The 25653-nt window shown below is 35.7% G+C and carries 23 protein-coding genes, 2 tRNA genes, 1 riboswitch and 1 other annotated feature; of the genes, 8 read left to right on the top strand and 17 right to left on the bottom strand.

Features of this window, described 5'->3' with window-relative positions:
- Positions 1–115: 115 nt before the first annotated feature.
- Positions 116–2530: a leucine--tRNA ligase gene (leuS, locus tag JOD29_RS00125; protein WP_124762596.1), complete on the bottom strand. Its 2415-nt coding sequence runs from the start codon at positions 2528–2530 to the stop codon at positions 116–118.
- Positions 2531–2676: 146 nt separating this feature from the next.
- Positions 2677–2890 (bottom strand) — a binding site (T-box leader).
- Between the two features lie 105 nt (positions 2891–2995).
- The gene (locus JOD29_RS00120; RefSeq protein ID WP_124762598.1) at positions 2996–4186 is read right to left on the bottom strand and encodes an MDR family MFS transporter; all 1191 of its coding nucleotides are present in this window, start codon (positions 4184–4186) and stop codon (positions 2996–2998) included.
- Between the two features lie 219 nt (positions 4187–4405).
- Between JOD29_RS00120 and mnmL the strand changes: the two genes are divergently transcribed.
- Both mnmL and mnmM read left to right on the top strand, forming a co-directional pair.
- Complete coding sequence (gene mnmL / locus JOD29_RS00115; protein WP_124762600.1) at positions 4406–5362, top strand: tRNA modification radical SAM protein MnmL/YtqA; 957 nt, start codon at positions 4406–4408, stop codon at positions 5360–5362.
- The gene (gene mnmM / locus JOD29_RS00110; RefSeq protein WP_124762602.1) at positions 5363–5947 is read left to right on the top strand and encodes a tRNA 5-(aminomethyl)-2-thiouridylate-methyltransferase MnmM; all 585 of its coding nucleotides are present in this window, start codon (positions 5363–5365) and stop codon (positions 5945–5947) included. It begins immediately after the preceding gene.
- Between the two features lie 34 nt (positions 5948–5981).
- On the opposite strand, the gene JOD29_RS00105 is transcribed toward mnmM, so the two are convergent.
- Positions 5982–7508, bottom strand: a complete 1527-nt coding sequence (locus JOD29_RS00105) for an alanine/glycine:cation symporter family protein (RefSeq protein WP_239585501.1) — start codon at positions 7506–7508, stop codon at positions 5982–5984.
- Positions 7509–7760: 252 nt separating this feature from the next.
- Positions 7761–8564, bottom strand: coding sequence for an alpha/beta hydrolase (locus JOD29_RS00100; protein WP_124762604.1), 804 nt, complete (start codon positions 8562–8564; stop codon positions 7761–7763).
- A 131-nt stretch (positions 8565–8695) separates the two neighbouring features.
- On the opposite strand from JOD29_RS00100, the gene JOD29_RS00095 reads away from it, so the two are divergent.
- Complete coding sequence (locus tag JOD29_RS00095; protein ID WP_124762606.1) at positions 8696–9211, top strand: gamma carbonic anhydrase; 516 nt, start codon at positions 8696–8698, stop codon at positions 9209–9211.
- Positions 9212–9397: 186 nt separating this feature from the next.
- Entirely contained in the window at positions 9398–9946 is a 549-nt protein-coding gene (locus tag JOD29_RS00090) for a hypothetical protein (protein WP_124762608.1), read from the top strand.
- A gap of 127 nt (positions 9947–10073) precedes the next feature.
- On the opposite strand, the gene metK is transcribed toward JOD29_RS00090, so the two are convergent.
- A complete protein-coding gene (gene metK, locus JOD29_RS00085) occupies positions 10074–11270 on the bottom strand; it encodes a methionine adenosyltransferase (RefSeq protein WP_124762610.1) in 1197 nt (398 codons plus the stop codon).
- Positions 11271–11516: 246 nt separating this feature from the next.
- A riboswitch (SAM riboswitch) is annotated at positions 11517–11642 on the bottom strand.
- Positions 11643–11840: 198 nt separating this feature from the next.
- On the opposite strand from metK, the gene pckA reads away from it, so the two are divergent.
- On the top strand, positions 11841–13427 hold the full coding sequence (gene pckA / locus JOD29_RS00080) for a phosphoenolpyruvate carboxykinase (ATP) (RefSeq protein WP_124762612.1): 1587 nt from the start codon (positions 11841–11843) through the stop codon (positions 13425–13427).
- Between the two features lie 135 nt (positions 13428–13562).
- On the opposite strand, the gene JOD29_RS00075 is transcribed toward pckA, so the two are convergent.
- The 4 genes from JOD29_RS00075 to JOD29_RS00060 all read right to left on the bottom strand — a co-directional run bounded on the left by JOD29_RS00075 (position 13563) and on the right by JOD29_RS00060 (position 15859).
- Positions 13563–14363 (bottom strand): alpha/beta hydrolase family protein, encoded by an 801-nt coding sequence (locus JOD29_RS00075; RefSeq protein WP_124762614.1) that lies wholly within the window; start codon positions 14361–14363, stop codon positions 13563–13565.
- Complete coding sequence (locus JOD29_RS00070; protein ID WP_124762616.1) at positions 14347–14814, bottom strand: NUDIX domain-containing protein; 468 nt, start codon at positions 14812–14814, stop codon at positions 14347–14349. The genes JOD29_RS00075 and JOD29_RS00070 overlap by 17 nt, the downstream gene beginning before the upstream one ends.
- A 198-nt stretch (positions 14815–15012) precedes the next feature.
- Positions 15013–15321: a transposase gene (locus JOD29_RS00065; protein ID WP_124762618.1), complete on the bottom strand. Its 309-nt coding sequence runs from the start codon at positions 15319–15321 to the stop codon at positions 15013–15015.
- Between the two features lie 97 nt (positions 15322–15418).
- Positions 15419–15859, bottom strand: a complete 441-nt coding sequence (locus JOD29_RS00060) for a Dps family protein (RefSeq protein WP_124762620.1) — start codon at positions 15857–15859, stop codon at positions 15419–15421.
- A gap of 202 nt (positions 15860–16061) precedes the next feature.
- Here JOD29_RS00060 and JOD29_RS00055 point away from each other — a divergent pair, with 202 nt between their 5' ends.
- The 3 genes from JOD29_RS00055 to JOD29_RS00045 all read left to right on the top strand — a co-directional run bounded on the left by JOD29_RS00055 (position 16062) and on the right by JOD29_RS00045 (position 17538).
- Entirely contained in the window at positions 16062–16229 is a 168-nt protein-coding gene (locus JOD29_RS00055; protein ID WP_124762622.1) for a YtzI protein, read from the top strand.
- A complete protein-coding gene (gene yidD / locus JOD29_RS00050; RefSeq protein ID WP_124762624.1) occupies positions 16226–16459 on the top strand; it encodes a membrane protein insertion efficiency factor YidD in 234 nt (77 codons plus the stop codon). Before JOD29_RS00055 ends, yidD begins: the two co-directional genes overlap by 4 nt.
- A 104-nt stretch (positions 16460–16563) precedes the next feature.
- Complete coding sequence (locus JOD29_RS00045; RefSeq protein ID WP_124762625.1) at positions 16564–17538, top strand: metal ABC transporter solute-binding protein, Zn/Mn family; 975 nt, start codon at positions 16564–16566, stop codon at positions 17536–17538.
- A gap of 61 nt (positions 17539–17599) precedes the next feature.
- Here the strand turns inward: JOD29_RS00045 and JOD29_RS00040 are convergent, their stop codons facing one another.
- The 8 genes from JOD29_RS00040 to JOD29_RS00005 all read right to left on the bottom strand — a co-directional run bounded on the left by JOD29_RS00040 (position 17600) and on the right by JOD29_RS00005 (position 25638).
- Entirely contained in the window at positions 17600–19051 is a 1452-nt protein-coding gene (locus JOD29_RS00040) for an o-succinylbenzoate--CoA ligase (RefSeq protein ID WP_124762627.1), read from the bottom strand.
- 384 nt (positions 19052–19435) lie between these two features.
- Positions 19436–20254 (bottom strand): 1,4-dihydroxy-2-naphthoyl-CoA synthase, encoded by an 819-nt coding sequence (menB, locus tag JOD29_RS00035; protein ID WP_124762629.1) that lies wholly within the window; start codon positions 20252–20254, stop codon positions 19436–19438.
- A 17-nt stretch (positions 20255–20271) separates the two neighbouring features.
- Entirely contained in the window at positions 20272–21087 is an 816-nt protein-coding gene (menH, locus tag JOD29_RS00030; RefSeq protein WP_124762631.1) for a 2-succinyl-6-hydroxy-2,4-cyclohexadiene-1-carboxylate synthase, read from the bottom strand.
- Entirely contained in the window at positions 21084–22802 is a 1719-nt protein-coding gene (menD, locus tag JOD29_RS00025; protein ID WP_124762633.1) for a 2-succinyl-5-enolpyruvyl-6-hydroxy-3-cyclohexene-1-carboxylic-acid synthase, read from the bottom strand. The genes menH and menD overlap by 4 nt, the downstream gene beginning before the upstream one ends.
- Positions 22795–24180, bottom strand: coding sequence for an isochorismate synthase (locus tag JOD29_RS00020; RefSeq protein ID WP_124762635.1), 1386 nt, complete (start codon positions 24178–24180; stop codon positions 22795–22797). Before JOD29_RS00020 ends, menD begins: the two co-directional genes overlap by 8 nt.
- A gap of 236 nt (positions 24181–24416) precedes the next feature.
- Positions 24417–25343 carry a dipeptidase gene (locus tag JOD29_RS00015; protein WP_124762637.1) on the bottom strand — a complete coding sequence of 309 codons (927 nt, stop codon included), beginning with the start codon at positions 25341–25343 and terminating at the stop codon, positions 24417–24419.
- A 124-nt stretch (positions 25344–25467) separates the two neighbouring features.
- Positions 25468–25539: transfer RNA gene (locus JOD29_RS00010), tRNA-Glu, on the bottom strand.
- A gap of 8 nt (positions 25540–25547) precedes the next feature.
- Positions 25548–25638 (bottom strand) — tRNA-Ser (locus tag JOD29_RS00005).
- Between the last annotated feature and the right edge of the window lie 15 nt (positions 25639–25653).

Raw genomic sequence — 25653 nt, 5'->3', positions numbered from 1 at the left:
ACATGGTCAATAAAAAAAATCTATCGAAAAATTAATTAAACAAAGTAATCGCTTGTATATAAAAAAATGTCTCCAAGAAGAAGAGAACCTCCTTGGAGACATTGGAAAAGACTAATTATTTTACTACAATATTTACTAGTTTACCTGGTACAGCAATCACTTTCACAATTGTTTTTCCCTCTGTAAACTCTTTTACTTTTTCATCGGCTTGAGCAACTTCTTCTAGTTGTTCTTTTGATGCATCTTTTGCTACTTTTACTTTCGAACGCACTTTCCCGTTTACTTGAACTACAACTTCTACTTCGTCATCCACGAGTTTCGCTTCATCATACACTGGCCATTGTTCGTAAGTAATTGTATTGGTATGACCTAAAATTGCCCATAGTTCTTCAGCAACGTGCGGTGCAATTGGTGCCAACAATTTAACAAAGCCTTCTGCATATTCCATTGGGAAGCTTTCCGCTTTATAGCAATCATTAATAAATACCATCATTTGCGAAATAGCTGTATTAAATCTTAAGTGTTCATAGTCCTCAGTCACTTTTTTCACAGTTTGGTGATATGATTTTTCAAGTGTTGTATCGGAAACTTTTTGTACTTTTCCAGCTAATTTACCTTCATCAGTAGTGTAAAGACGCCAAATACGATCTAAGAAACGGCGTGCACCATCAAGACCATTCGTAGACCATGCAACAGATGCATCTAAAGGTCCCATGAACATTTCATATAAACGTAATGTATCAGCACCATGACTATGAATGATATCATCAGGATTTACAACATTTCCTTTTGATTTCGACATTTTTTCATTACCTTCACCTAAAATCATTCCTTGGTTGAATAATTTTTGGAATGGTTCTTTCGTTGGAACAACCCCTAAATCGTAAAGGACTTTGTGCCAGAAACGAGCGTATAGTAAGTGTAGTACAGCATGCTCAGCACCGCCGATGTAAATATCAACAGGTAACCAACGTTTTAATAATTCTGGATCTGCAAGTGCTTCACTATTTTTTGGATCGATATAACGTAAGAAGTACCAGCTTGACCCTGCCCATTGCGGCATTGTATTTGTTTCGCGGCGACCTTTTTTACCTGTTACAGGGTCTACAACATTTACCCATTCTTCGATATTCGCTAGTGGTGATTCACCAGTACCAGAAGGGCGAATATTGGACGTTTTCGGTAATTCTAATGGTAATTCGTTTTCAGGGATTGTTGTCATTGTGCCGTCTTCCCAATGAATAACAGGAATTGGTTCTCCCCAATAACGTTGACGAGAGAACAACCAGTCTCGTAGACGATAAGAAATTTTCTTTTCCCCTACTCCTTTTTCTTCTAACCAGCGAATCGCTTTTGAAATACCTTCGACTTTATTTAACCCATTTAAGAAGTCTGAATTAATGTGCGGACCATCACCAGTGAAGGCTTCATTTTCAATATCTCCACCTTCTAGTACAGGAATAATCTCTAATCCGAACTCTTTAGCAAACTCATAGTCACGTTCGTCATGTGCTGGAACAGCCATAATTGCACCAGTTCCGTAAGACGCTAACACATAATCTGCAATCCAAATTGGAATTTCTTTACCGTTAATTGGATTCACTGCAAATGCACCTGTGAATACACCTGTTTTTTCTTTTGCTAAATCAGTACGTTCTAAATCAGATTTCATTTTTACTTTGTCTAGGTATGCCTCCACTGCTTCACGCTGTTCAGCAGTTGTAATTGCATCAACTAACTTATGTTCAGGTGCTAATACACAATATGTGGCACCAAATAAAGTATCAGGACGAGTTGTAAATACTTCAAAATCTTTGTCGCTACCTGCAACTGTAAATTTCACTTGTGCACCTTCAGAGCGGCCAATCCAGTTACGTTGCATATCTTTAATTGACTCAGGCCAATCTACTTCTTCTAAATCATCAAGTAAACGATCTGCATATTTTGTAATACGTAAAACCCATTGACGCATAGGACGACGCTCTACTGGATGCCCACCGCGTTCTGATTTTCCGTCGATTACTTCTTCATTAGCAAGAACTGTTCCTAATGCTGGACACCAGTTTACAGCAATTTCATCTACATAAGCTAGGTCCATTTCAACAAGCTTTGTAAAGATCCACTGAGTCCATTTGTAATACTCTGGGTCTGTTGTGTTAATTTCCCGGTCCCAATCATAAGAAAAACCTAACTCTTGAATTTGACGTTTGAATGTTGCAATATTCTTCGCTGTAAATTCAGCTGGATCGTTTCCAGTATCTAATGCATACTGCTCAGCTGGAAGACCGAATGCATCCCACCCCATCGGATGAAGTACATCGTAACCTTGCATACGTTTGAAGCGTGATAAAATATCTGTCGCTGTATAACCTTCAGGGTGTCCAACGTGTAAACCAGCTCCAGATGGGTACGGGAACATGTCTAATGCATAGAACTTTGGCTTAGATGCATCTTCTAATGTTTTAAATGATTTATTTTCTTCCCAATATTGCTGCCATTTTTTTTCGATTTGTTGATGATTAAAACTCATGGGTATATTGCCTCCTATATATATTTAAAGCCACATGGGTGCTTGCAGGAATTAAATTCGAATGTTGTTTATAACTGTAGATTATCCTAAATAACGGTAAAATTAACAAAATATTTAAAAAATAAAAAAAAACGTCCCTTTCCTTAGAAAGGGACGAGAGAATTTATAGACCCCCGCGGTACCACCCAGATTAGTGACACTTCACTCAACTCTTTACCTTAACGCGGTTAACGGCTTTAGATACTACATTTCCCCAAAGCAGACTCAAAGGCGAGTTCGACTTCTAAACTTACTAGCTTTCACCAACCGCTAGCTCTCTAAAAAGCTTCAAAATCTACTATTCCTTCTCACAGTCGTACTAATCTTAATGAATTCATTTTAATGGAAAATTTAAAAAAGTCAAGTAATATAAACAATCACACGATTAGGCTAATAATTTGTTCGTTTTTTTACTAATTTATTAGATTACAATGAATCAATACCTTTTACGATCCGAGTTTTTCTAAGAGGCCGCTCAAATACAAGACAAGGTACAATGGCGATGATAAAGAACGAACATAGTATCCAAATTAAAACTTCCATATTATAGAGATCCACAATCACTCCACCGAAAAAAGGACCGATCATTCTACCAATGGCCGCTACACTATTCACTACTCCTTGATATGAACCATTTTTACCATTAGGAGCAATTTCATTTGCAATAGTTGGGACAGCTGGAAATACAAATATTTCACCAAGGGTTAGAATAACCATCGCGAATGCAAAAATTTTAAAACTATCCGCAAAAATAATAACAATAAAAGAAAACATCATGACAATTACACCAAAAACTAATTGACCTTTAATTTGTTTTTCAAAGCGACGAATAATCGGACTAATTATAGGTTGAAGGGTGATTATTAATAGCCCATTGATTGTCCAAAGCAGGCTATATTGATTTAAACTGATGCCCATTCCTTGTATATGTGTAGATAGTGTTGTAGGCCACTGTGAATAGGCAATCCAAGTGAGCAAATAACCCGAGCACACAATTAACAATGCATAGAATGGTGTTTTATTTTTTATTTCTACGTGTTCAATTGCTTCCGTTTTTTCCTTCACAACTTTCGAATCCATCTTTCGATATCCGATGACAGCTAACAAAAAGAAAGCAATATATAACAAAAGATTCGATATAAATAAGAAGTCAAAACTAATGGCTGCAATAGGTCCCGCTAATGCGGGTCCGACTGCCACACCTAAATTGGATGCTAAATATATAGCATTAAATGCTTTACGTCCCCCTTCTGGCCATACTGCCCCTACCATTGCAAACATGCTAGGCATGACAATACCAATACTAAATCCAGTTATCGTTAAAAACCAAACATAATGTGGCCATCCATGCCAAATTGACATTCCAGTTAAAGCTACTAGCGTAATGACTATTCCTGTCATAATGGAATAATAGCCACCGATTTTATCGAATAGGTATCCACCAATTAGATTCCCTAATACCCCTGCTCCTGCATTAATCATTAAAACCAAACCAGCTATTGATAAAGATTTGCCTAAATGATCATGCATGTAAATTGTATTAAGCGGCCATAGAAAGGAGTTTCCAGTAGTATTCAAAAACATTCCAATAACTAAGAGCCAGACACTTTTTGGCATATTATTTCCTCCAGAACCATGCTACTCCAACATATAGTATGCCTCTTTCACGCATACTACAAGTATTTTAATAGAAGACAAAATTGCGCAAATACTCTTAATCTATAATGATCAATTCCATTGAAATAATGCGTGAATATTGAAACTTGTGGAAATTTTAAATGAAAAATGCATTAAGACAAGCACCGTGTTAAAATTATTGTTGGAGGAGTGAACACAATGTCTGAACAACAATTTCCTTTTCCCTCAGACGGGAAACGTTATTATACATGGAATCGCTATTTGCGAAATGAATTTGGCCACAAAGTATATAAAGTGGCATTAGATGCTGGATTTGATTGTCCGAATCGAGATGGTACAGTTGCTTTTGGTGGCTGTACGTTCTGTAGTGCAGCAGGAAGTGGTGACTTTGCGGGTGACCGAGTAGACCCAATTCCAGTTCAATTTGAAAAAATTAAAGAAAAAATGCAGAACAAGTGGAAAGATGGTAAAACGATGGCTTACTTCCAAGCCTACACAAATACCCATGCCCCACTTCCAGTTTTGAAAGAAAAATTCGAAGCAGCACTTGCTTGCGAAGGTGTCATGGGGTTAAGTATTGCAACACGTCCAGACTGCTTACCGGACGATGTAGTTGAGTATTTAGCTGAGTTAAATGAACGTACGTATTTATGGGTTGAGCTTGGTCTTCAAACAGTACACGAAAAAACAGCTAACTTAATTAATCGCGCCCATGATTTTGCTACATATGTAGAAGGTGTAGAAAAATTAAGAAAACATGGGATCCGAATATGTACTCACATAATTAATGGTCTTCCCTTAGAAGATTACGATATGATGATGGAAACTGCACGAGAAGTAGCAAAACTAGATGTACAAGGAATCAAAATCCATTTACTACACTTATTAAAAGGGACACCACTAGTGAAACAATATGAAAAAGGAATGCTCGAATTTCTTGAAAAAGATCAATATATCCAACTCGTAGCAGACCAATTAGAAGTAATCCCCCCAGAGATGATTGTTCACCGTATTACAGGGGATGGACCAATTGATTTAATGATTGGCCCAATGTGGAGTGTTAATAAATGGGAAGTTTTAAATGGAATTGATGCCGAATTAGAACGTCGTGGTAGCTGGCAAGGAAAATTGTATAACGCGGAAGTGAAGCGATAAGTGAAATTGGAAAGAGTTTTACAATATACAAAAACTTTATTATCGCTTTCCATTGAAAAAGGCGAAGTTGCCGTCGATGGAACTGCAGGAAACGGCCATGATACATTATTTTTAGCTGAACTTGTTGGAGAAAATGGACATGTTTATTCATTTGATATTCAACAACAAGCTGTAGATGCTACTGAGCAAAAACTTAAGGAACATGACTTGTTATCACGTGCTACGGTAATCTTAGATGGCCATGAACATATTTCAAAATATGTTCATAGTGAAATTGCTGGTGCAGTATTTAATTTAGGCTATTTACCAGGTGCTAATCATCAGATTGTTACAAGAGGCAATACAACTATCCAAGCATTAAAACAAATACTAACACAATTAAAAATTGGCGGCATCATTGTTCTAGTAGTTTATTATGGTCATGATGGTGGCACAGAAGAACGAGATGCAGTAATTGATTTTGTTAGCGGGTTATCTCAAAAACACGTTCACGTATTACAATATAAATTTTTAAATCAAAAAAATAATCCACCATTTATCATTGCACTCGAAAAAATAAAACAACTGCCCGAAGAATCCTATTAACGGTTCTTCAGGCAGTTCTTTTTTTACCCCTTAATTACTTTTTAACAATCTCCTTATCTTGAGCTTGTTTGCTTGCATTCTTTAAAGGGCCATTATTTTTAATAGAAGCTAATTCGTTCTTTCTTTCAACCCAGAAATCAGCATTTTTAATTCCTAATTTCTCAGGATCGAATTGTGGGTCTAATCCTTGTGCCTTTTGTTGCTCATAATCCTTTAAAGCAAGAAGAGCAGGTTTCATTAAGATGAGAATTGCGATGACGTTAATCCATACCATTAACCCTAATCCTAAGTCACCAAAACTCCAGGCTAAATCCGAAGTTCTTACAGCTCCATAGAAAGTTGAGAGAATTAATACAATTTTTAATGCAAAGGTAAATACCCCTTCTGTTTTCCCTGTGAATAAATATGCTACATTTGTTTCTGCAATGTAGTAATAAGCCATAATTGTTGTAAATGCAAAGAAGAATAATGCAATTGCAACAAACATTGAACCAAAATTATTAAGCGCTGGGAATGCCGCGTTAACCGCTAATTGAGTGAACTCTGTATAAGTTGCCCCAGGTATATTTTCAGCTATTAATGCCCCTTGATCGCTACCTACATTTGTATTGTAAGTACCCATAAATAAAATCATTAATGCTGTAGCCGAACAAACAAGTAATGTATCGATATAAATTGAAGCAGATTGAACCAATCCCTGTTTTACAGGATGTGACACTTCAGCAGCTGCCGCAGCATGAGGGCCTGTTCCTTGTCCCGCTTCATTTGAATAGACTGCACGTTTAACTCCCCAAGCAATTGCCGCACCAATCATTCCACCAAATGTTGCATCTACATTAAATGCACTTCTTATAATAAGGGAAAAAACTGCTGGGACTTCGGAAATATTCATAAAAATTACTACGATTGCTACTAACATGTACAATACAGCCATGAAAGGAACAATAATTTGAGCTGCATTTGCAATACGTTTTACTCCACCCAAAATAATAAATGCTAAAATACCAACAACAACTAATCCTGTGATCCAAGGTTCGATCCCAAATGCATTATTTACTGCACTAGAAATAGCATTGGATTGGACACCAGGCATTAAAATTGCCACAGCTAGAATTGCTGCAATAGCGAAAACTACACCAAACCAGCGTTGACCAGTTCCTTTTTCAATATAAAAAGCTGGTCCCCCACGATATAACCCATTTTTCTTTTCTTTATAGATTTGTGCTAAAGTTGATTCAACATAAGCAGTTGAAGCACCTATAAATGCTGTAATCCACATCCAAAACACAGCTCCAGGTCCACCAAAGGCAATTGCTGTTGCTGTACCTACAATATTCCCCGTACCTACACGTCCAGATAGAGCAATTGACAACGCTTGGAATGAACTCACTCCAGCATCTGATTTTTCACCAGTAAACATTAAGACAAACATATCTTTAATTCGCCTTACTTGAACAAACTTCGTTAAAATGGTGAACAATAAGCCAACGACTAGTATTCCATAAATCATAACTGGTCCCCAAAGCAAATCATTTAGCCATGAAACTATACTTTCTATCATACATACACCCCTTTTAAATATATTGTTGTTGGAATATTCTTATATATTACAGAAACAACTTTTCTGATTCAACAATTATTTATATATTCAGATAAAAGGTGATGTAAAACTGTTATACAACAAGGGAAAATGAGTATTTTTTCGACATTTTTCTACTTAAAATAAAAAAGGATGTCGAATTAGACACCCTAAAAAAATTGAATTCAATCACTAGTAAGTTTCATAACTACCTGATTATATAAATTGAAAAGTTTATTTAATAATATAACCAAGAGAACGCATTACATTATTCATAAAATCTTTTACATAAATAAAAACTAATTCTCTTTCTTGATCGTGAAATAAATTATGGTAGCTGTATGCCCAATCCTTATAATGTATTTCTGATGCACCTTGTTGTAATAGCCACTTTTTCGATATTTTCACGTCTGTGATTTTATCTTGTTGAGCTGTCATCATTAAAAGAGGTAATGACAATGAACTTTCTTCTTGAGTTGTAAGATTTTTCATCAATTGTTGAAGGCTCCGAAAAGAACGCACAGTAATATTCGAATTATAAGGTAGTTCGCCTGTCATTTCATGATAACCTTCTAAATGTCTCGTTAATAATTTTTTATCCAAATCGAGTGAGATTTTCTTCTTTGGTGTTATTGTTCCTAGAGAGGTTAATGCATTCGTTAAAAGATTTGTTTTCTTTTTCAAATGCAACCACGGTGAACTTAAAATTAATCCTGCACATTCTACTTTATTTTTTTTAAGGAATTGAATGGCTAAAGTTCCACCTAATCCTTGTCCAAGGATAAAAACAGGCATTCCATAAGTTAATGCGATTTGCATTAAGTGTTTAATATATAGCATATATTCAACGACTGTTTCATCATGTACCCTATTATATTTAGCATCCTCACCGTGACCTGGCAAGTCACCCATGACAACGTGATAACCTTCTGACCTAAATTGTTCAATCAGCCATGCATACCACTGATGATGCTCAAAAGCACTATGAATAATCACAACTACTGCTTTAGGTTTTCCTTCTGCTTCCCATTTCCACATTGTTATTCCTCCAGAGACTGCTGTCCAAAAGGTAATTTTTAGGCAGCCACTTTACTATTGTTAATATTTTCAATTTTTAATTTTATTTGATACGATAATTATTATAATACTTAGAAATGAGGAGTTATACGATGATTTATCCCTTTAAAGAAAAAAATCCTAAGATTGACCCATCTGTTTATATTGCAGACTATGCAACAATTACGGGTGATGTAACGATCGGTGCCGAAACCTCCATATGGTTTAACACAGTCATTCGGGGGGATGTTGCACCAACAATTATTGGAAAACGTTGCAGCATCCAAGATCTTAGCTGCTTACATCAAAGTCCTAATAATCCTCTAATTATAGAAGACGAAGTGACAATTGGCCACCAAGTGACGTTACATAGCTGTGTTATTCGTAAACGAGCTTTAATTGGCATGGGTTCCATTATTTTAGACCGCGCTGAAATTGGTGAAGGTGCTTTTATCGGAGCTGGTAGCCTAGTGCCTCCGGGTAAAAAGATCCCACCAAATTCTCTTGCTATGGGAAGACCTGCAAAAGTTGTAAGGGAAATTACTGAAGAAGATCGCACAGATATGGACCGAATCATCCGTGAATATGTAGAAAAAGGACAATACTACAAATCATTACAAAAAAAATAATAGAATTTAAAAAGTTATGAGCATTAAGTCATCATAACTTTTTTTCATCCCCCTAATTGTTATGTAATTCATTATTTAATAGACAGAAGAATATGATTATATCAATCAATTATGCCAATCGTGTATTTGAAAGTACAACAAATTCCATGTTGAACAGAATCATGAAAAACAAAAGGGGTCAACACTTTGTTAAATAACCGAAAAAATTTGTATTGGGTTCTATCTGTACTCATTCTAATTACTGCACCAATTATTGTTTTGCTTACGCCTATAGTTGTAACATCTATTTTATTTGACAATCAAGAAAAAATCGCAATTATTACATATAGCAAAAGCTTCATTATGTATGGATTAGCATTTGGAGTTGCTTTCATTACCTTACTTTTTCTTTATTTTATTAAATCAATTTTTGTTAAGATTTTCTTTAGCCTTTTTGCTATCTTCAGTTTTATTCAACTTTATAGTTTAGGTACAGGCTATTATGTATATTTCGATGAAAACTATATCGAATATAATCCTCTTTTCGGTGAAAAAACGATTTATCAGTGGGATGAAATTACTAACGTGGTTCACGAAACGTATAATGAACAAACTAACGAAGCTGAAAAATATATTTTTCAATTTCAAAATGGGTCTAGTTTAGAAATTATTCCAACAAGCACATTGGACGTAAAGGTGAAAGAACAACTTTATAATAAAATCTTAGAAACAGAGGCTTCCTACGAAGAATACTAAGAAGCTGATAGTAGATATTCTGAAAGATGATTTAATAAAACCAATTCTATGTAAAAATAGCTGTCCAGAAAAATTTCCGGACAGCTATTCCTTGCTTTATTTTATATTTCCCTGCAAGAAAAATAATTTATAAGTTGGCTTTTTCTTTTAATTTTTCAGCGATATCAGTGCTTTCCCAAGGAACATTTAAATCAGTACGACCGAAATGTCCATAAGCTGCAGTTTGTTTGTAAATTGGTCTGCGAAGGTCAAGCATTTTAATGATTCCTGCCGGGCGTAAATCAAATAGCTCATTAACCCATTCTACTAGTTGGTTTTCAGCTACTTTACCTGTACCGAAAGTATCAATTGAAATTGACACTGGACGTGCTACACCAATTGCATAAGCAAGCTGCACTTCTGCTCTTTCCGCTAAACCAGAAGCAACGATATTTTTGGCAACATAACGTGCTGCATATGCTGCTGAACGGTCAACTTTTGTTGGATCTTTTCCTGAGAATGCTCCCCCGCCATGACGTGCATAACCACCGTAAGTGTCCACGATAATTTTTCGACCTGTAAGTCCAGCATCTCCTTTAGGCCCACCAATTACAAAGCGACCTGTTGGGTTAATGAAGTATTTAGTATCTCCATCAATTAATTCCTGTGGAACAACATGTCCAATTACATGTTCTTTTAAGTCTGAATGAATTTGTTCTAGTGTAACATCTTCGTCATGTTGAGTAGAAATGACAATTGTGTCAATACGAACTGGATGATTGTTTTCATCATATTCAACAGTTACTTGTGTTTTACCATCAGGACGTAAATAAGGGATTTCTTTAGATTTACGTACTTCAGTTAAACGACGTGCTAATTTATGAGCTAAACTAATTGGTAAAGGCATTAGTTCAGGTGTTTCATTACAAGCGTATCCAAACATTAATCCTTGGTCACCTGCACCGATTGCTTCAATATCCTCATCAGTCATAGAACCTTCACGTGCTTCAAGAGCTTGGTCTACGCCTTGTGCAATATCAGGTGATTGCTCACCGATTGCAGTAAGAACAGCTAAATTTTCAGCGTCAAAGCCATATTTTCCTCGTGTATAGCCAATACTAGTTACTGTATCACGAACAACGCTTTTGATATCTACATAAGTAGATGTAGTTATTTCACCTGCAACAAGGACTAAGCCAGTTGTTACAGTTGTTTCGCAAGCAACGCGTGCATTTGGATCTTCTGTTAAAATTGCATCTAAAATCGCATCGGAAATTTGGTCACAAATCTTATCCGGATGCCCTTCTGTTACACTTTCTGATGTAAACAGTCGACGGTTTGTCATTTGGTTTCCTCCTAGCATCGTAGAGTTTTTCTCGATTTTGATACGGTACTCATTACCCATGTCTAGTCCGTTCCCAAAGGAATTGAACTTCAAGCCGTTACTGCTTTTTAACACGAGGACTTAGAAAGGCAAAAATAAATTAAGTAGTATATAATCAATTCTACTATCGTTCTTATTTTAAACAAAAAAAAATTCCTTACTCACGTTTTTACATGAGGAAAGGAAAAATTAATTCATTACCTTTCACTCTTATCGTTCAAGGGGAAATTCCCTTGCATCAGGATTAGCACCAACACTTTATATTTTATTTAAAATATATTGCAGGTTGCCGGGTTTCATAGGGCCTGACCCTCCACCAGCTCGGGATAAGAGTATCCGTTCAATATAACATCATACGTAATGTATTTATGTCTGTCAAATGTTTTTGGTTCGTTCAGAAAACTTTTAAAAATCATCAAAATTTTTATCCCATTAGTATAGATTATTTAAATCAATGTGTTATACTATTTTTGAAATTATTTAAACCTCCCATGTCTTGGGAATTTTATAAAAAAGGATGGTATTTGATCGATGAATTCAGTAGAAATCGCTAACGAACTGAAGGAATTATTAAACGGTAAGAACATAAATGTCCAACTTTCGGTACCACAATTAGTTGAAAAAGCTACCTCAAGAGGGGAGGCTGACCTTACCGCTGACGGTGCTATCGTTGCCAAAACTGGGAAATATACTGGTCGATCACCAAAAGATAAATATACTGTTGTTGAAGAAAGCTCTCAAGATAAAATTGATTGGGGTAAAGTAAACCAACCAATCTCATCTGAGGTATTTGATCAACTTTATATTAAAGTTGTTAATTATTTAAAGGAAAAAGATGAATTATTCGTATTTAAAGGATTCGCTGGTGCAGACAAAGATTCTCAACTCCATATTCAAGTAGTAAACGAATACGCTTGGCATAATCTCTTCTGTCATCAACTATTTATCCGTCCAACTGAAGATGAGTTGAAATCTCACGAAGCAGAATTTACAATTGTATCTGCTCCTGGCTTTAAAGCAGACCCAGCAATTGATGGTACAAATTCAGAAACATTTATTATTGTTTCTTTAGAGAAAAAGATCATCCTGATTGGTGGTACTGAATACGCTGGTGAAATGAAAAAATCTATTTTCGGAATTATGAACTACTTATTACCAGAAAGTGGAATCCTTTCAATGCACTGTTCAGCTAACGTTGGCGAAGCTGGCGATGTAGCTTTATTCTTCGGTTTATCAGGTACTGGTAAAACTACATTATCTGCAGATGCAAACCGTAAATTAATCGGTGACGATGAACACGGTTGGTCTGATAATGGTGTCTTTAATATCGAAGGTGGTTGCTACGCTAAAACAATTAACCTTTCTGCTGAAAAAGAACCAGAAATTTATAATGCAATCCGTTTCGGCTCAGTTTTAGAAAACGTTGTAGTCGATTCAGAAACTCGTATTCCAAATTATGATGATAATTCATTAACAGAAAACACACGTGCTGCATATCCAATTCATTATATTGATAATATTGTAACGCCTTCTGTTGCTGGTCACCCAAAAACAATCGTATTTTTAACTGCTGATGCATTCGGTGTACTACCTCCTATTTCGAAGTTAACAAAAGAGCAAGCAATGTATCACTTCTTAAGTGGATTCACTTCAAAATTAGCAGGTACAGAACGTGGTGTAACAGAACCAGAACCTGTTTTCTCAACATGTTTCGGTTCACCATTCCTTCCACTTCCAGCAACTCGTTACGCTGAAATGTTAGGTGAAAAAATTGACGAGCACGGCGCACAAGTATTCCTAGTAAACACTGGTTGGACTGGTGGAGAATATGGTGTAGGTAGTCGTATGAAGCTTTCTTATACTCGTACAATGGTTCGTGCAGCAATTGATGGTAAACTAAATGATGTTGCTACAACTCAAGATACTGTATTTGGATTACACATTCCTATAACAGTAGAGGGTGTACCTAGCGAAGTTTTAAATCCACGTGATGCTTGGGCAGATAAAGAAGCTTATGATCAAAAAGCTAAACAATTAGCGGATTTATTTAAAGAAAACTTTAATAAATTCAGTAACGTTTCTGAAGAAATCACTAATAACGGTGGACCTTTAGTTTAATTACCGACATAATGTTTTTAACTTAATATCATATAAAAGGGACTGTTCAGAAGTCAATTTCTGATCAGTCCCTTTCTTATATTTAAATAACTTGAACAAAAATATCGCATATGTCCTCTTTGCCTATAAGTGGTGTTAAAATGCCTTTCCAGACACTTCCTTTGTTTTCATCCATTCACTTAATGCTCGAACAGTCTGTCGATTCTTTTCAGGCGGATAATGATGTGATAACCCTGATGAAAACCATGTTTCAACCGTTTTTTGTTGTTTCATTAATGCCTGTTCTAATTGATAGGAGTGATTAATACTGACATTCTCATCTTCTGTTCCATGAATAATTAAAACAGGTGCATTTACTTTCTCAATATTAAATAATGGAGTTCGTTCATCATATAATTCTCTTAATTTACTTGGAGAACCACCAATAATTCGCTTTATCGTTCTGCGCATATCAACACGTTCATTGTACATTGAAACTACATCAGATACACCCGCCCAAGTTACGCATGATGCAACATCATCTCTAAGAATTGTTGTCCATAACGCCATTAAACCACCTCGCGAAAACCCAAAAACATGAAAGGTCGGTTTATTAGAAAACACCTTTAAAATATCTGCGCCATATAAGGCATCATATCGGTCCTCTCCAGCAAACTCATCACGACCTTCACCACCACGATTTCCTCTATAATAAGGAGCAAACACGACAAATCCCTGTTGTGCGAATTCTGCAATTCGGGCTGGTCGTACATTTCCAAGGGATTGTAGGCCCCCGCGCAAATAAAGTAAGGCGTCATAATCACCAGTTTTTTTAGGTTTTGCTAAAAGACCTTTTACACGATATCCTTGCGACCAATACAAAATTTCTTTAATTTCAATATTGGGATTTGGACAAGGAAATTTTCTAATTGATTCAATACTACCATTTTCTTTCAAGGTTCTTCACTTCCTGTAACATCTTTTTCATACCTTCATCTCTCATATAAAAGCTTAAATTCGGATGATTTTCTAATTCTTCTGTTGTAAGCCAAGTCATCCCGAGAGTTTCATGTTCTTCAATGAATTCATCTATTTTTTCAACTTTACCCGTGAATACAGCCTTACAAAACGGGCTCTCATCATAAACAATATAATAAGCAAACCATTTTAGGTCTGTTATATGTACAGCAGTCTCTTCGTACACTTCCCGAATCGCAGCTTGTTTTAAAGTTTCACCCGGTTCTACTTTGCCCCCAGGGAACTCTACTCCGCGTTTTTTATGAATAGTACAAAGCCACTTATCATGATAATTAACAAATGTTAATACATGCTTAGGTTCTATTTCAAAAGGTCCTTGATCAAATCTTAGTACTACTTTATGGCCATTCTCATCAATAAATTGAAACATCCCTTCTCAACTCCTATTAGAAAAGCTTAAAAAGTCCAATTAAACTTTGCTACTTATAACCCCAAAACAGCATTTTTTTGCCATCCGTATTTGTAGGGAGAAACACTTCGAGCAAAAGGAATCGAAGCAGCAACTTTAGCTTTGGTACGTTTAAACTAGTCAGTTCTAATAATAGAATATCGAAGGGATGTTTTGGATTCAATGGAAATAAGGTAATTGTTCCACAAATTCCCTTGTTTTCTCATCGCCAAATTCATGAATTAGCGCGTATACTCTTTTCAAGCGGCCATCAATTTCATCATTTACTTCATCTAAATGATATGGAATATAAGGTAAATGTGCACGAACAAGATTATCAAATTCTAAAGAATTAAGCTGCGTAAAAAGCTTTTCAAAAATTCTAGCTCTATGACGATCCATTTTTAATTCAAATTCACAAGGTAACCCACATGGCGCATAACTAAAAGATTGATTAGCAACGGAAACATAAATTGAAGTAGTATCCATGAGCTCCACTCCTTTTTTATAGTATGAAACAAAAATTTAAACCTATTCAAAAAGCACGATTCGCTCATCTATCAACAAATCGTGCATATCATAAGTACTATTCTCCAAGAAATGCATTGAGCATCCATGAATGTTTTTCTAGACTTTGGAAGGTCGCATTTAACATATCTTCTGTACGGTCATCTCCTTCTTCTCCTGCTTGATTCATCGCTTCTTTTAGGGCTTTCATAATGGTTGTAAAATCAGTAATAATCGTTTGAACCATTTCGTTTGTTGTTTCATTTCCATTTGCCTCTTGAACAAGGGACATCTCTAAATGTTCTCTTAATGTAGCTACTGGTTTACCACCTTTTGATAAAATGCGCTCTGCTACTTCATCTAAATTTAATGTGACTTCGTTGTATAATTCTTCAAATTTACTATGCAATGTAAAAAACGAAGGGCCCGTTACATACCAATGATAATTATGCAGTTTTGTATAAAGTACAGACCAAGTTGCTACTAAATCATTTAGTTGTTCTACTAAATTTTTTGCCATTTAACTCACCTCAAATTATTATTAAAAACATGCATCTTTGATCGAATAAATTGAAGTTGTAATCAATACATTCGTAAAGTGCTCAGCATTTATAAAATCAGTTTTACTATTTCCTAATTTTAAAATAATATTCGAATTTATTTTCTTTGATTTCCTAAGAATTGTTCTATAATTGAATTAGTGATTTTAAGAGGTGATAAAATTGGATACGACACTTGCAATCCTTGTTTTAGTTGCAATTATTTATGTACTCATCATTATTGGAGCAGTTGTATTTATTGTTTCCAGAAAACGCGGTGCTTTTAAGCAAACAATTGATCCAATGCCAGTACAACAATTTACAAATGAAAAAGAGTCGAAAAAGAAATGAAATATCCTTTTATATGGCTCATTAGATTTTACCGCAAGTTTATTTCACCAGTGACACCACCATCATGCCGTTTTCATCCTACTTGTTCACAATATGGGTTGGAGGCATTTCAAAAGCACGGAGCTATTAAAGGTGTTATATTAACAACAATTCGTATTTTAAAATGTCAACCGTTCCATCCAGGAGGATTTGATCCAGTCCCTGAAAAATGGCCTTTGAAGAAAGAATAATTTCAAAGGTTTTTTTTATTGTCTTTTATTGCTATTTCATGTATGATTTAAATTGTGATTTTTTCAAATCGTAATTATTACTATTTAAGAGGTGTGAATTTATATTGAAAAGGTTATCAAGCATCATTTTATTATTTGTGGTGGGAATTATTTTAACTGCTTGTAATGCTGACAAAACAACTTCTGAAACAAATACAGATTCAAATAAAGTAAATGTATACACAACAGTATATCCATTAAGCTTCTTTGCAGAAAAAATTGGTGGAGAATATGTAAATGTTTCGTCCATCTATCCTCCAGGTTCCAATGAACATACATTTGAGCCAACCCAACAAGATATGATGAAATTAGCCGATGCAGATATTTTCTTCTACATTGGTTTAGGTTTAGAGGGTTTTGTTGAAAATGCGAAAAAAACATTAGCAAATGAAAATGTAACACTCGTTGCAACTGCTGATCATGTTTCTAAGGAAGAGTTACTTACGTCTACTGGAAGTGGTGAACATGCAGGCGAAACTGAAGAACATGACCATGAAGATACACATAATCATGGAGAATTTGATCCGCATGTTTGGTTGTCTCCAACTATTTCACAAGATCTAGCATTAGCGATTAAGGAAGAGTTAGTCAAAGAAATGCCTGAACAAGAAAAAACATTCAATGCAAACTATGAAAACTTAGTTAAGGAATTAGACACACTTAATAATGAGTTTGAGAAAATGGCATCTGAAGCATCTTCTAAAACGTTCTTCGTATCCCATAGTGCATTTGGGTTTATTGCAGGTCAATATGGTTTAGAACAAGTAGCAATTGCAGGCATGAACTCTCAAAGTGAACCATCCCAAAAAGAATTGACTAAAATCGTGGACTTAGCAGAAGAGTTAAATATTAAATATATACTTTTTGAACAAAATGTATCATCGAACTTAACTTCTACTATTCAACAGGAAGTTGGAGCAAAATCTTTAACCTTGCATAATTTAAGTGTTTTAACTGAAGAAGACGTTCAAAATAATGAAGATTACTTTACGTTAATGAATAAAAATATTGAAACTTTACGAACAGCATTAAATCCTTAAAAAAATTCCCAATTAATCGTTTTTGATTAATTGGGATTATTTTTTATGCTCATTGTGAATTTTAATTGTTTGTTTCAATTAACTCTTTTAGCTTTCTTCTCATCAATTTGTTCGAACCGTTTCTTGGTAACGTTTGAACAATGTAGATTTCTTTTGGGACTTTATATTTTGCTAATTTATTTAAACAGTAAGAAAGGATATCATCTTTTGTTGCATAATCCTTTAATACAACAAATGCTATAGGTACTTGTCCCCAAGTCTCATCCTCTATTCCGCAAACCCCTGCTTCCCGAATAGCAGAATGACCCATAAGTACATTCTCAATTTCTGCAGGATATATATTCTCTCCACCTGAAATGATTAAATCTGAACGGCGATCTACGACATATAAATATCCTTCTTCATCTAGATAGCCAATATCTCCTGTATGTAACCAACCATTAACCGTCGAATTCTTATTAGAGAATCTTCCTACATATCCAGGTGTTACATGAGGACCTTTTATTAATATTTCTCCTTCTTCACTTGGTCCTGATGCATTTGCGATACGTATTTGATTGAAGAATAATGGTTTTCCTGCAGAGCCGAGCTTACGTAATGCATCCTCATTTGATAATGTGGCTGTTTGAGAAGAAGTTTCTGTCATTCCATATGTTTGAGAAACAGCTAGACCTAGTGAGTGTGCACGTTCAATATAATTTTTAGGAACGGGGCCACCCCCTGCTAACATTACTTTAAAATCTTCTGATGCCTTTAAACCGCGCTCCTCTAGTCCATGAATAATTCGTTCTAATGTTACAGCAACAACAGACATATGCGTAACATTACCCGCTGATATATCTTCAACAGCTTGGTTTGGATCAAATTTACGATATAGTCGAACCTCATTTCCGTATAAAAGCGACCTTACTAATATAGAAAATCCACTAATATGAAATAATGGAACGGCGCATAACCACGTATCCTTTTCTGATAGGCCAATATTTAATACAGACGAGAGGGCATTTGCCTGGTGATTAGCAACGGTTTGACGAACTCCTTTTGGAAACCCTGTTGTACCGGAAGTATACATGATAGTGATTGTTTGATCTAACGCCCATTCTTCACTAATTGAGACGCCTTGTCCTTTTGCATTTTTATTTTCTATTGTTGAAAATAATATATAGTTTGTCCCCTCAGGAAGTAGATTAATATCTTCATCGTCTACTAACACAAGAGATACATTCGCATCCTCAATTTGATAAGCTAATTCATCTTTTGCTAACTTTCGATTTAACATAACCATTTCGCAACGTAAATGCATGCAACCATAAATCATAAAAATTAATCGTGGTTGACTTGGACCTAATATAGCAATACGATTTCCATCTTGTATATTAAACATCGAAAGTTGTTTGGCACGTTCTAAAGAAATTGTTTTCATTTGTTCCCACGTCCAAGAAATCCCCTCATATGTTAAAGCAATACGTGAGGGAGTTAATTTTGCACGCTGTAAAACCCAGTTTGGATACATATAATTTCCTCCAGTTCATTGCAGTAGTTACAGTTTAACTCTTATTTTGTCACTGTACAAAAAAATAGTAAGGAAATGTGCCTCCTTACTACAAGATCATACAAATAGTTAATATAAAATTATTTTTTTGTCTTTCATTTTTTTCATTTATAGCAATAAAAAATAGAAAGTTATGGACTAAAAAATTCTTTATATAAAAAAAGTAAGAGAAATTCTAGTTTCTCTTGCTTTTTGAGTTATTCAGCTTATTAATCTTCTTGATCTCCAGCTGCGAACGCCAGCTTCTCGCGCAACTGAAACCGCCTTCAAGGGCAAAAAGCGCCCTTAAAGGGATTTCTCCAGTTGTTGTCGAAGCTAAACGGGCGTTCTCCGCTTTTCTTTTAATCAAGGGAATCTTGGGAATTGGCCAAAGTCTGGTTTGCGTTTTTCTTTGAATGCGTCACGGCCTTCTTTAGCTTCATCAGTTGTGTAGTAAAGAAGTGTAGCGTCGCCAGCCATTTGTTGTAGACCTGCTAAACCATCTGTATCTGCATTCATGGCAGCTTTTAGGAAGCGAAGAGCAGTTGGTGACATTTCTAGCATTTCTTCACACCATTTTACTGTTTCGTCTTCTAATTGCTCTAGAGGAACAACTGTGTTTACTAAGCCCATTTCAAGTGCTTGCTGTGCGTCATATTGACGACATAAGTACCAGATTTCACGTGCTTTTTTATGTCCAACGATACGAGCTAAATAGCCAGAACCATAACCCGCATCAAACGAACCTACGCGAGGACCTGTTTGACCGAAACGAGCGTTTTCAGCCGCAATTGAAAGGTCACAAACAACATGCAATACATGTCCTCCGCCAATTGCATAACCCGCAATCATGGCAACAACTGGTTTAGGAATAACACGGATTAAACGTTGTAAATCTAACACGTTTAAACGTGGAATTTCGTCTTCCCCTACATAACCACCGTGACCACGTACTTTTTGATCTCCGCCTGAGCAGAATGCCATGTCACCTTCACCTGTAAGAATAATGGCACCAATATTTTTATCATCGCGAGCGCGAGAAAATGCATCAATCATTTCCTCTACTGTTTTCGGACGAAATGCATTGCGCACTTCTGGACGATTAATTGTAATCTTTGCAATACCGTTATAGAACTCATACTTAATGTCTTCATAAGTATGTAAGCTTGTCCATTGTCTAGTCAAAGTATTGTCCCCCTCTTCTATTTTGAAAACACTTTCTTTACTATTGTAGCAAATTGTGTCGAATTTTCCACATGAATTGCATGCCCAACATTACTTACTATGATCTGTTCAGCTTTTGGTATTCGCTCTTTCATTAATTTTGCAATTTGGCAAAACTTTTGATCCAATTCCCCAGTTATTAAATAAACGGGAAAAGATACGCCTTCAAGTTCATTCCATAAAGACATTTGTGCGCCGGTTCCCATTCCACGTAAACTATTTGCAAGACCGATTTCAGTTTGCCCTAGTCTCTCTTCTCGAATAGCTTGTTGTACTTCTAATGGTAAGTTTTTTTGAGAAGAAAATAGTGGTATGTTCTCCCATTGGTTTACAAAATTCTCAATTCCGAATTGCTCAATTTTGTTAGCAAGAAGTTCATCAGCCTTTATTCTCGCTTCTTGCTCTTCCTTAGAGTCCAAACCTGGTGATGCACTTTCTAATATCAGATGTTTTATTCGGTCCGGGTAAGAAACAGCATATGAAAGCGCTACTCTCCCACCCATTGAATAACCAAGTAACGTAAACCGTTGTAATTTTAATTGTTGAAATAAGCATTCTAAATCTTCTATTTGTTCGGACATAGAGTATCTAGATGCGTCAGATGGTGCATCTGTTTTTCCATGACCTAATAAGTCTATAGCAATAATACGTATTGATGATGGAAGTTGCTTCGATAATTGTCCCCAAGTGTTTACACTACCTGTAAAGCCATGTAACAACACAACTGTTTCATGACCTTCCTCATTCCAAACTTGAAAATTAACTCGTATCCCTCGTACTAGAGCAGTTGTCATGCTTCTATCTCCGAATTGATTTGTTGCCAAAGCGTTCGATGCGCGAGAACATTCTCTTTTCGATCTGTAAAGATTTCAATTAGACGTAATGGGTTCACTTGTTGATGATCAAATAGTGTAGACAACTCTTTATTATTTTTAATTTCTATATATTCCATATCATACATATTGGCAACATCTTTAAATTGAAGTGCCGTTGGTGTACCAAATAAATCCTCATAATATTCTTCAACTGTTGATTGAGATAAGTACGAGAAAATTCCTCCACCGTCATTATTCATGACAATAACAGTAATTTTGCAGTCTTGATATCTTGTTGCAATGAGCGCATTAACGTCATGTAAAAACGCCAAGTCACCAATTAATAAATACATGTCACGATTTTTTCTTGCCATGCTAAAACCTAATGCTGTAGACATAACACCATCTATCCCATTAGCGCCGCGGTTGGCAAAGATTTGGATATCCTTTTTCGTTGGGGTTAAGAATGTATCTATATCTCTAATTGGCATGCTACTACTTACAAATAGGTCACTACCTTCTGGTAACAACTCAAGTAATTGACGTACCATTGCCCCTTCATCTGAATGGTGGTTAACGTATTCTGAAATATGTTGTACTGCAATATCTTCTCCAGTTCTCCAACTATTTAAATATTGCTCTTGAGTTATATTGCACTCAATGGGTAAATCAGATAACCATTCACCGACTGTTGCTTGAATCGAATGTGTTGCAACAGTTGTTGAATCACGGAACATCGGATCTTCATCAATGACAATATAATTTTTGGGAATATTGTTAGTTAAGAAAATTGTTAAAAACTTTGATACCGGTTGAGCACCAAAACGAATAACAGTTTCCGTTATGACCTTTTCTTTAAACGTATCACCCCTTAATAGTGCATCATACGTTGAGATTATGTACGGCATGCAATCTTCAGGAATACTTGACCTCATATTTGAAAGACTTTCAACTAATACTGGCCATTTTAATTTCCGTATGAATGACCATAAGTAATGGACATCAGTACCTAGCGAAAGCTCCCCAATGATGACGAACCCTTTCTGTGTTTCATTAATGATGGACGTAAAAGAATTAACAGCCTCTTCAGATGGTAAACACATACCTATATAACTTTTTTGAAATGTAGCTTCAGGTAACGTTTGTTGAAAGTCAATCAACAATGGCTCACGGAAAGGTACATTTAAATGTACCGGTCCCATTGGTGCAGTCATCGCAATATTTACACCTCGTGCAATATGTCGTTCAATAAAGGGAAGCGTTTGTTTGGCTTCATCTGGTATTGGAAATTCAGCTGACCACTTCACTTGTTCCCCGTATAGTCTAATTTGATTAATAGCTTGTGGTGCACCTACCTCACGTAATTCATGAGGACGATCTGCAGTTATAACAATTAAAGGAACTCGAGCATATTTTGCTTCTACTATTGCAGGATAATAATTCGCTGCTGCAGTACCTGAAGTACATAAAAGTACCACTGGTTGGCCTTTTGCTTTCGCAATACCTAAAGCAAAAAATGCTGCTGAACGCTCATCCACTTGTCTATAAACATTTAATGCTTCTGTTGAAGCAAAGCCATATGCTAAAGGAGTAGAGCGTGACCCAGGGCTAATCACAACATCTTGAACTCCACTTTGCACCAATGAGGCAACAATTTTGTAAACATAATCCGTTAATATTTTTCGATCACTCATTTATTTCTCCTCCCAAAGCACGCAACATTGGTCGAAATTTAACTAATGTTTCTTCGTATTCAGAAATAGGCTCAGAATCAGCAACGATTCCTCCCCCTGCATATAAGTAAGCTTTATGGTCAATTAATGCTGCCGAGCGAATTGCAACGGCAAATTCACCATTTCCTTCAGCATCAATCCACCCAATTGGTGCTGCATATAGACCACGATTCATGGGTTCATATTGACGAATAATAGCAAGTGCCTCTTGTCTAGGAACTCCACCTAATGCTGGCGTAGGATGGAGCGATTTCACTAACTGTAGAATGGTTGCGTTTGGTGAAAGCTTCCCTTCAACTGGTGTAAAGAGATGCTGAATATCCCTAATCTTTAAAAGTTTAGGGTGTTTCGGTACTTTATACTCCAGGCAATTTTTAGCGAACGTATTAACAATCATTTCAACTACATATTGATGCTCGCCTAAGTTTTTCGCATCATTTAATAAAATTTGACCTAATGCATGGTCTTCTTCAGCAGTCTTTCCCCTTTTAATAGAACCTGCGACACATGAAGAATAAGCCTGTCCATGAACGACCTTCACAAGCCTTTCCGGTGATGCACCGAAAAATAAAAGATTCTCCCGTTCAAGACCGAATAAATAACTTTCAGGTTGTTCGTGAATGACGTGAGACAGAATTTGCGGTGAAGTAACCATATCATCAAACTCCATGGATAAAGAGCGAGCGATTACTACTTTTTCAGCTTCTTTTGATTTTATGTGCCCTGTTACTTTTTGAATAGAATCTAAATACTCGTCTTTATATAGTTCATGATAATTTGTTGGTAATGGTTTTTCATAAGTTTTTAATTCTCTAACTTGTGCAGCATGAATTAAATAATCTCTTTCCTGACGTAAAGAGTCAAAAATACTTGCACTGTTATCCTGATCAGTAATCAAATGAATACTTACATAAGCTTTATCATGTTGGATTGTTAGTTGAAACGTCGCTACTGCAAAAAAGGCCTCTGGAAACCCTTCCCACTCTCCTTTATGCTCGTTTTCTGGATCGAATGTGAATCCTCCAAAAAGGATAGGTTGTGCCTCTCGTTCTTCCTTCACAATGTTTTTCGTTAACTTTTTCCATTCTTCTTCTATATGGTTAAACCGATTTAAACCTTTATTATTTTCTAGAACATAGGCATGTCCTAAACCGACGATTGTTAGTGTTTTCTCACGATTTTGCCAAAAAAAGCGCTGACCTTTATATTTAGATTCTCCTGCTGCAAAAAATGCTAAAGCAGATAATCGACTAACTTCAATTGTTTCAATATAGAAGGATGCTTTTGAGTTAAAAGAGCTTGACTCTACCTCCGTGGCTTTAAACCACTTTTGATGCATGAAAAATCCCTCCGATAAATTTCAATTAAAAAACAAAATAGCAGAATTTTTTTCTGCTTATCTAAGTCCTATTTTAATTTTGGTTCTTTTTGCGAATTTTACTCTACTCTATCATATCACTTTTTTTAATATAACAATATGTATTAACTTTGATTCATCAACCTTTTCTATTTTAAATTAAACTCGATAAAAATACTAAAAAAACGCTGTGTTTTCAGACACAACGCTTCCTTTGTTTATATTTGATTGACAAAGTTTTTAAAACCCTTCCAAGCAATTAATTCCACTTCTTCTTCTGATAACCTATTCTGCAATTCTCGAATTAAATTAGGGTAATCCTCGGCATTCGTTAAATTTTCAACAAATAAATCAATACCATCAAAATCTGAACCTAATCCAATATTTTCAATACCCACTATATTTTTCAAAAAGATAATATGCTCAATTAATTTTTCTACTGTCGTATTTTTTGAATCTTCTTCAATAAATGGTGGGTAAAATACAACATGAATTCTACCACCATGTGCAACTAATGCTCGTAATTGTCCATCTGTTAAATTCCTCGTATGATCACATAACGCTCTAGAATTAGAATGACTAGCAATTAAATGTTTTGCTATACCTAATACATCATAAAATCCCTGTTCATTTAAATGGGCTACATCGACAATTATATCTCGTTCATTAAGTAATTGAATGACCTGTTTAGCAAATGGCTTTAGTCCTTTTTTGGGGTCCTCTAAGGCTCCATATGCAACAGTATTTTCATAATTCCAAGTTAATCCTACAAGCTTAACCCCTGCATTTAATAAGACTAATAACTTTTCAAGATCATCTCCAATAGCATCTAGTCCTTCTAAACTTAAAACAGCTCCTATTTGACCTTCCTGTAATTGATCAATTTGCTTCCAATCAGTAATGTGTATAACATCTGGAACTTGCAGAACCTTGTCATAAAAAGCCTCCACTTGCCTTAATGCCTCCTGAAACTTTAAATGCTGTGGAATTCTAGGGTGAATGAATATAGCAAATACCTGAACTTTAACATTACCTTTTTTTAACCGTTCAAAACTTGCTTGAAGTCTTTCGTCTTGAATGAAGTCACTATTTTCTAATCGAGTTAATTTATCTAATACATCACAATGTAAATCAATAATATGCATGGATCCACCACCTTTTTTGATCTTTCCATTAAATCATATTCAAGAGTATATAAACTAATTATTATTCTTTAAATAAAGGAAAATACAATAAAAAAACGAGATGAATAGATTCATCTCGTTTTTATGACCCGTACGGGATTCGAACCCGTGTTACCGCCGTGAAAGGGCGGTGTCTTAACCACTTGACCAACGGGCCAAACATAATGGCGGAGAAGGAGGGATTTGAACCCTCGCGCCGGTTACCCGACCTACACCCTTAGCAGGGGCGCCTCTTCAGCCTCTTGAGTACTTCCCCAATATGGCTCCGAAG

The sequence above is a fragment of the Lysinibacillus composti genome (assembly GCF_016908465.1).
In the GTDB taxonomy this organism is placed as follows: domain Bacteria; phylum Bacillota; class Bacilli; order Bacillales_A; family Planococcaceae; genus Ureibacillus; species Ureibacillus composti_A.
Note: the sequence above shows the minus strand (reverse complement) of the source record. Positions and strands in the feature narration are given on the sequence as shown.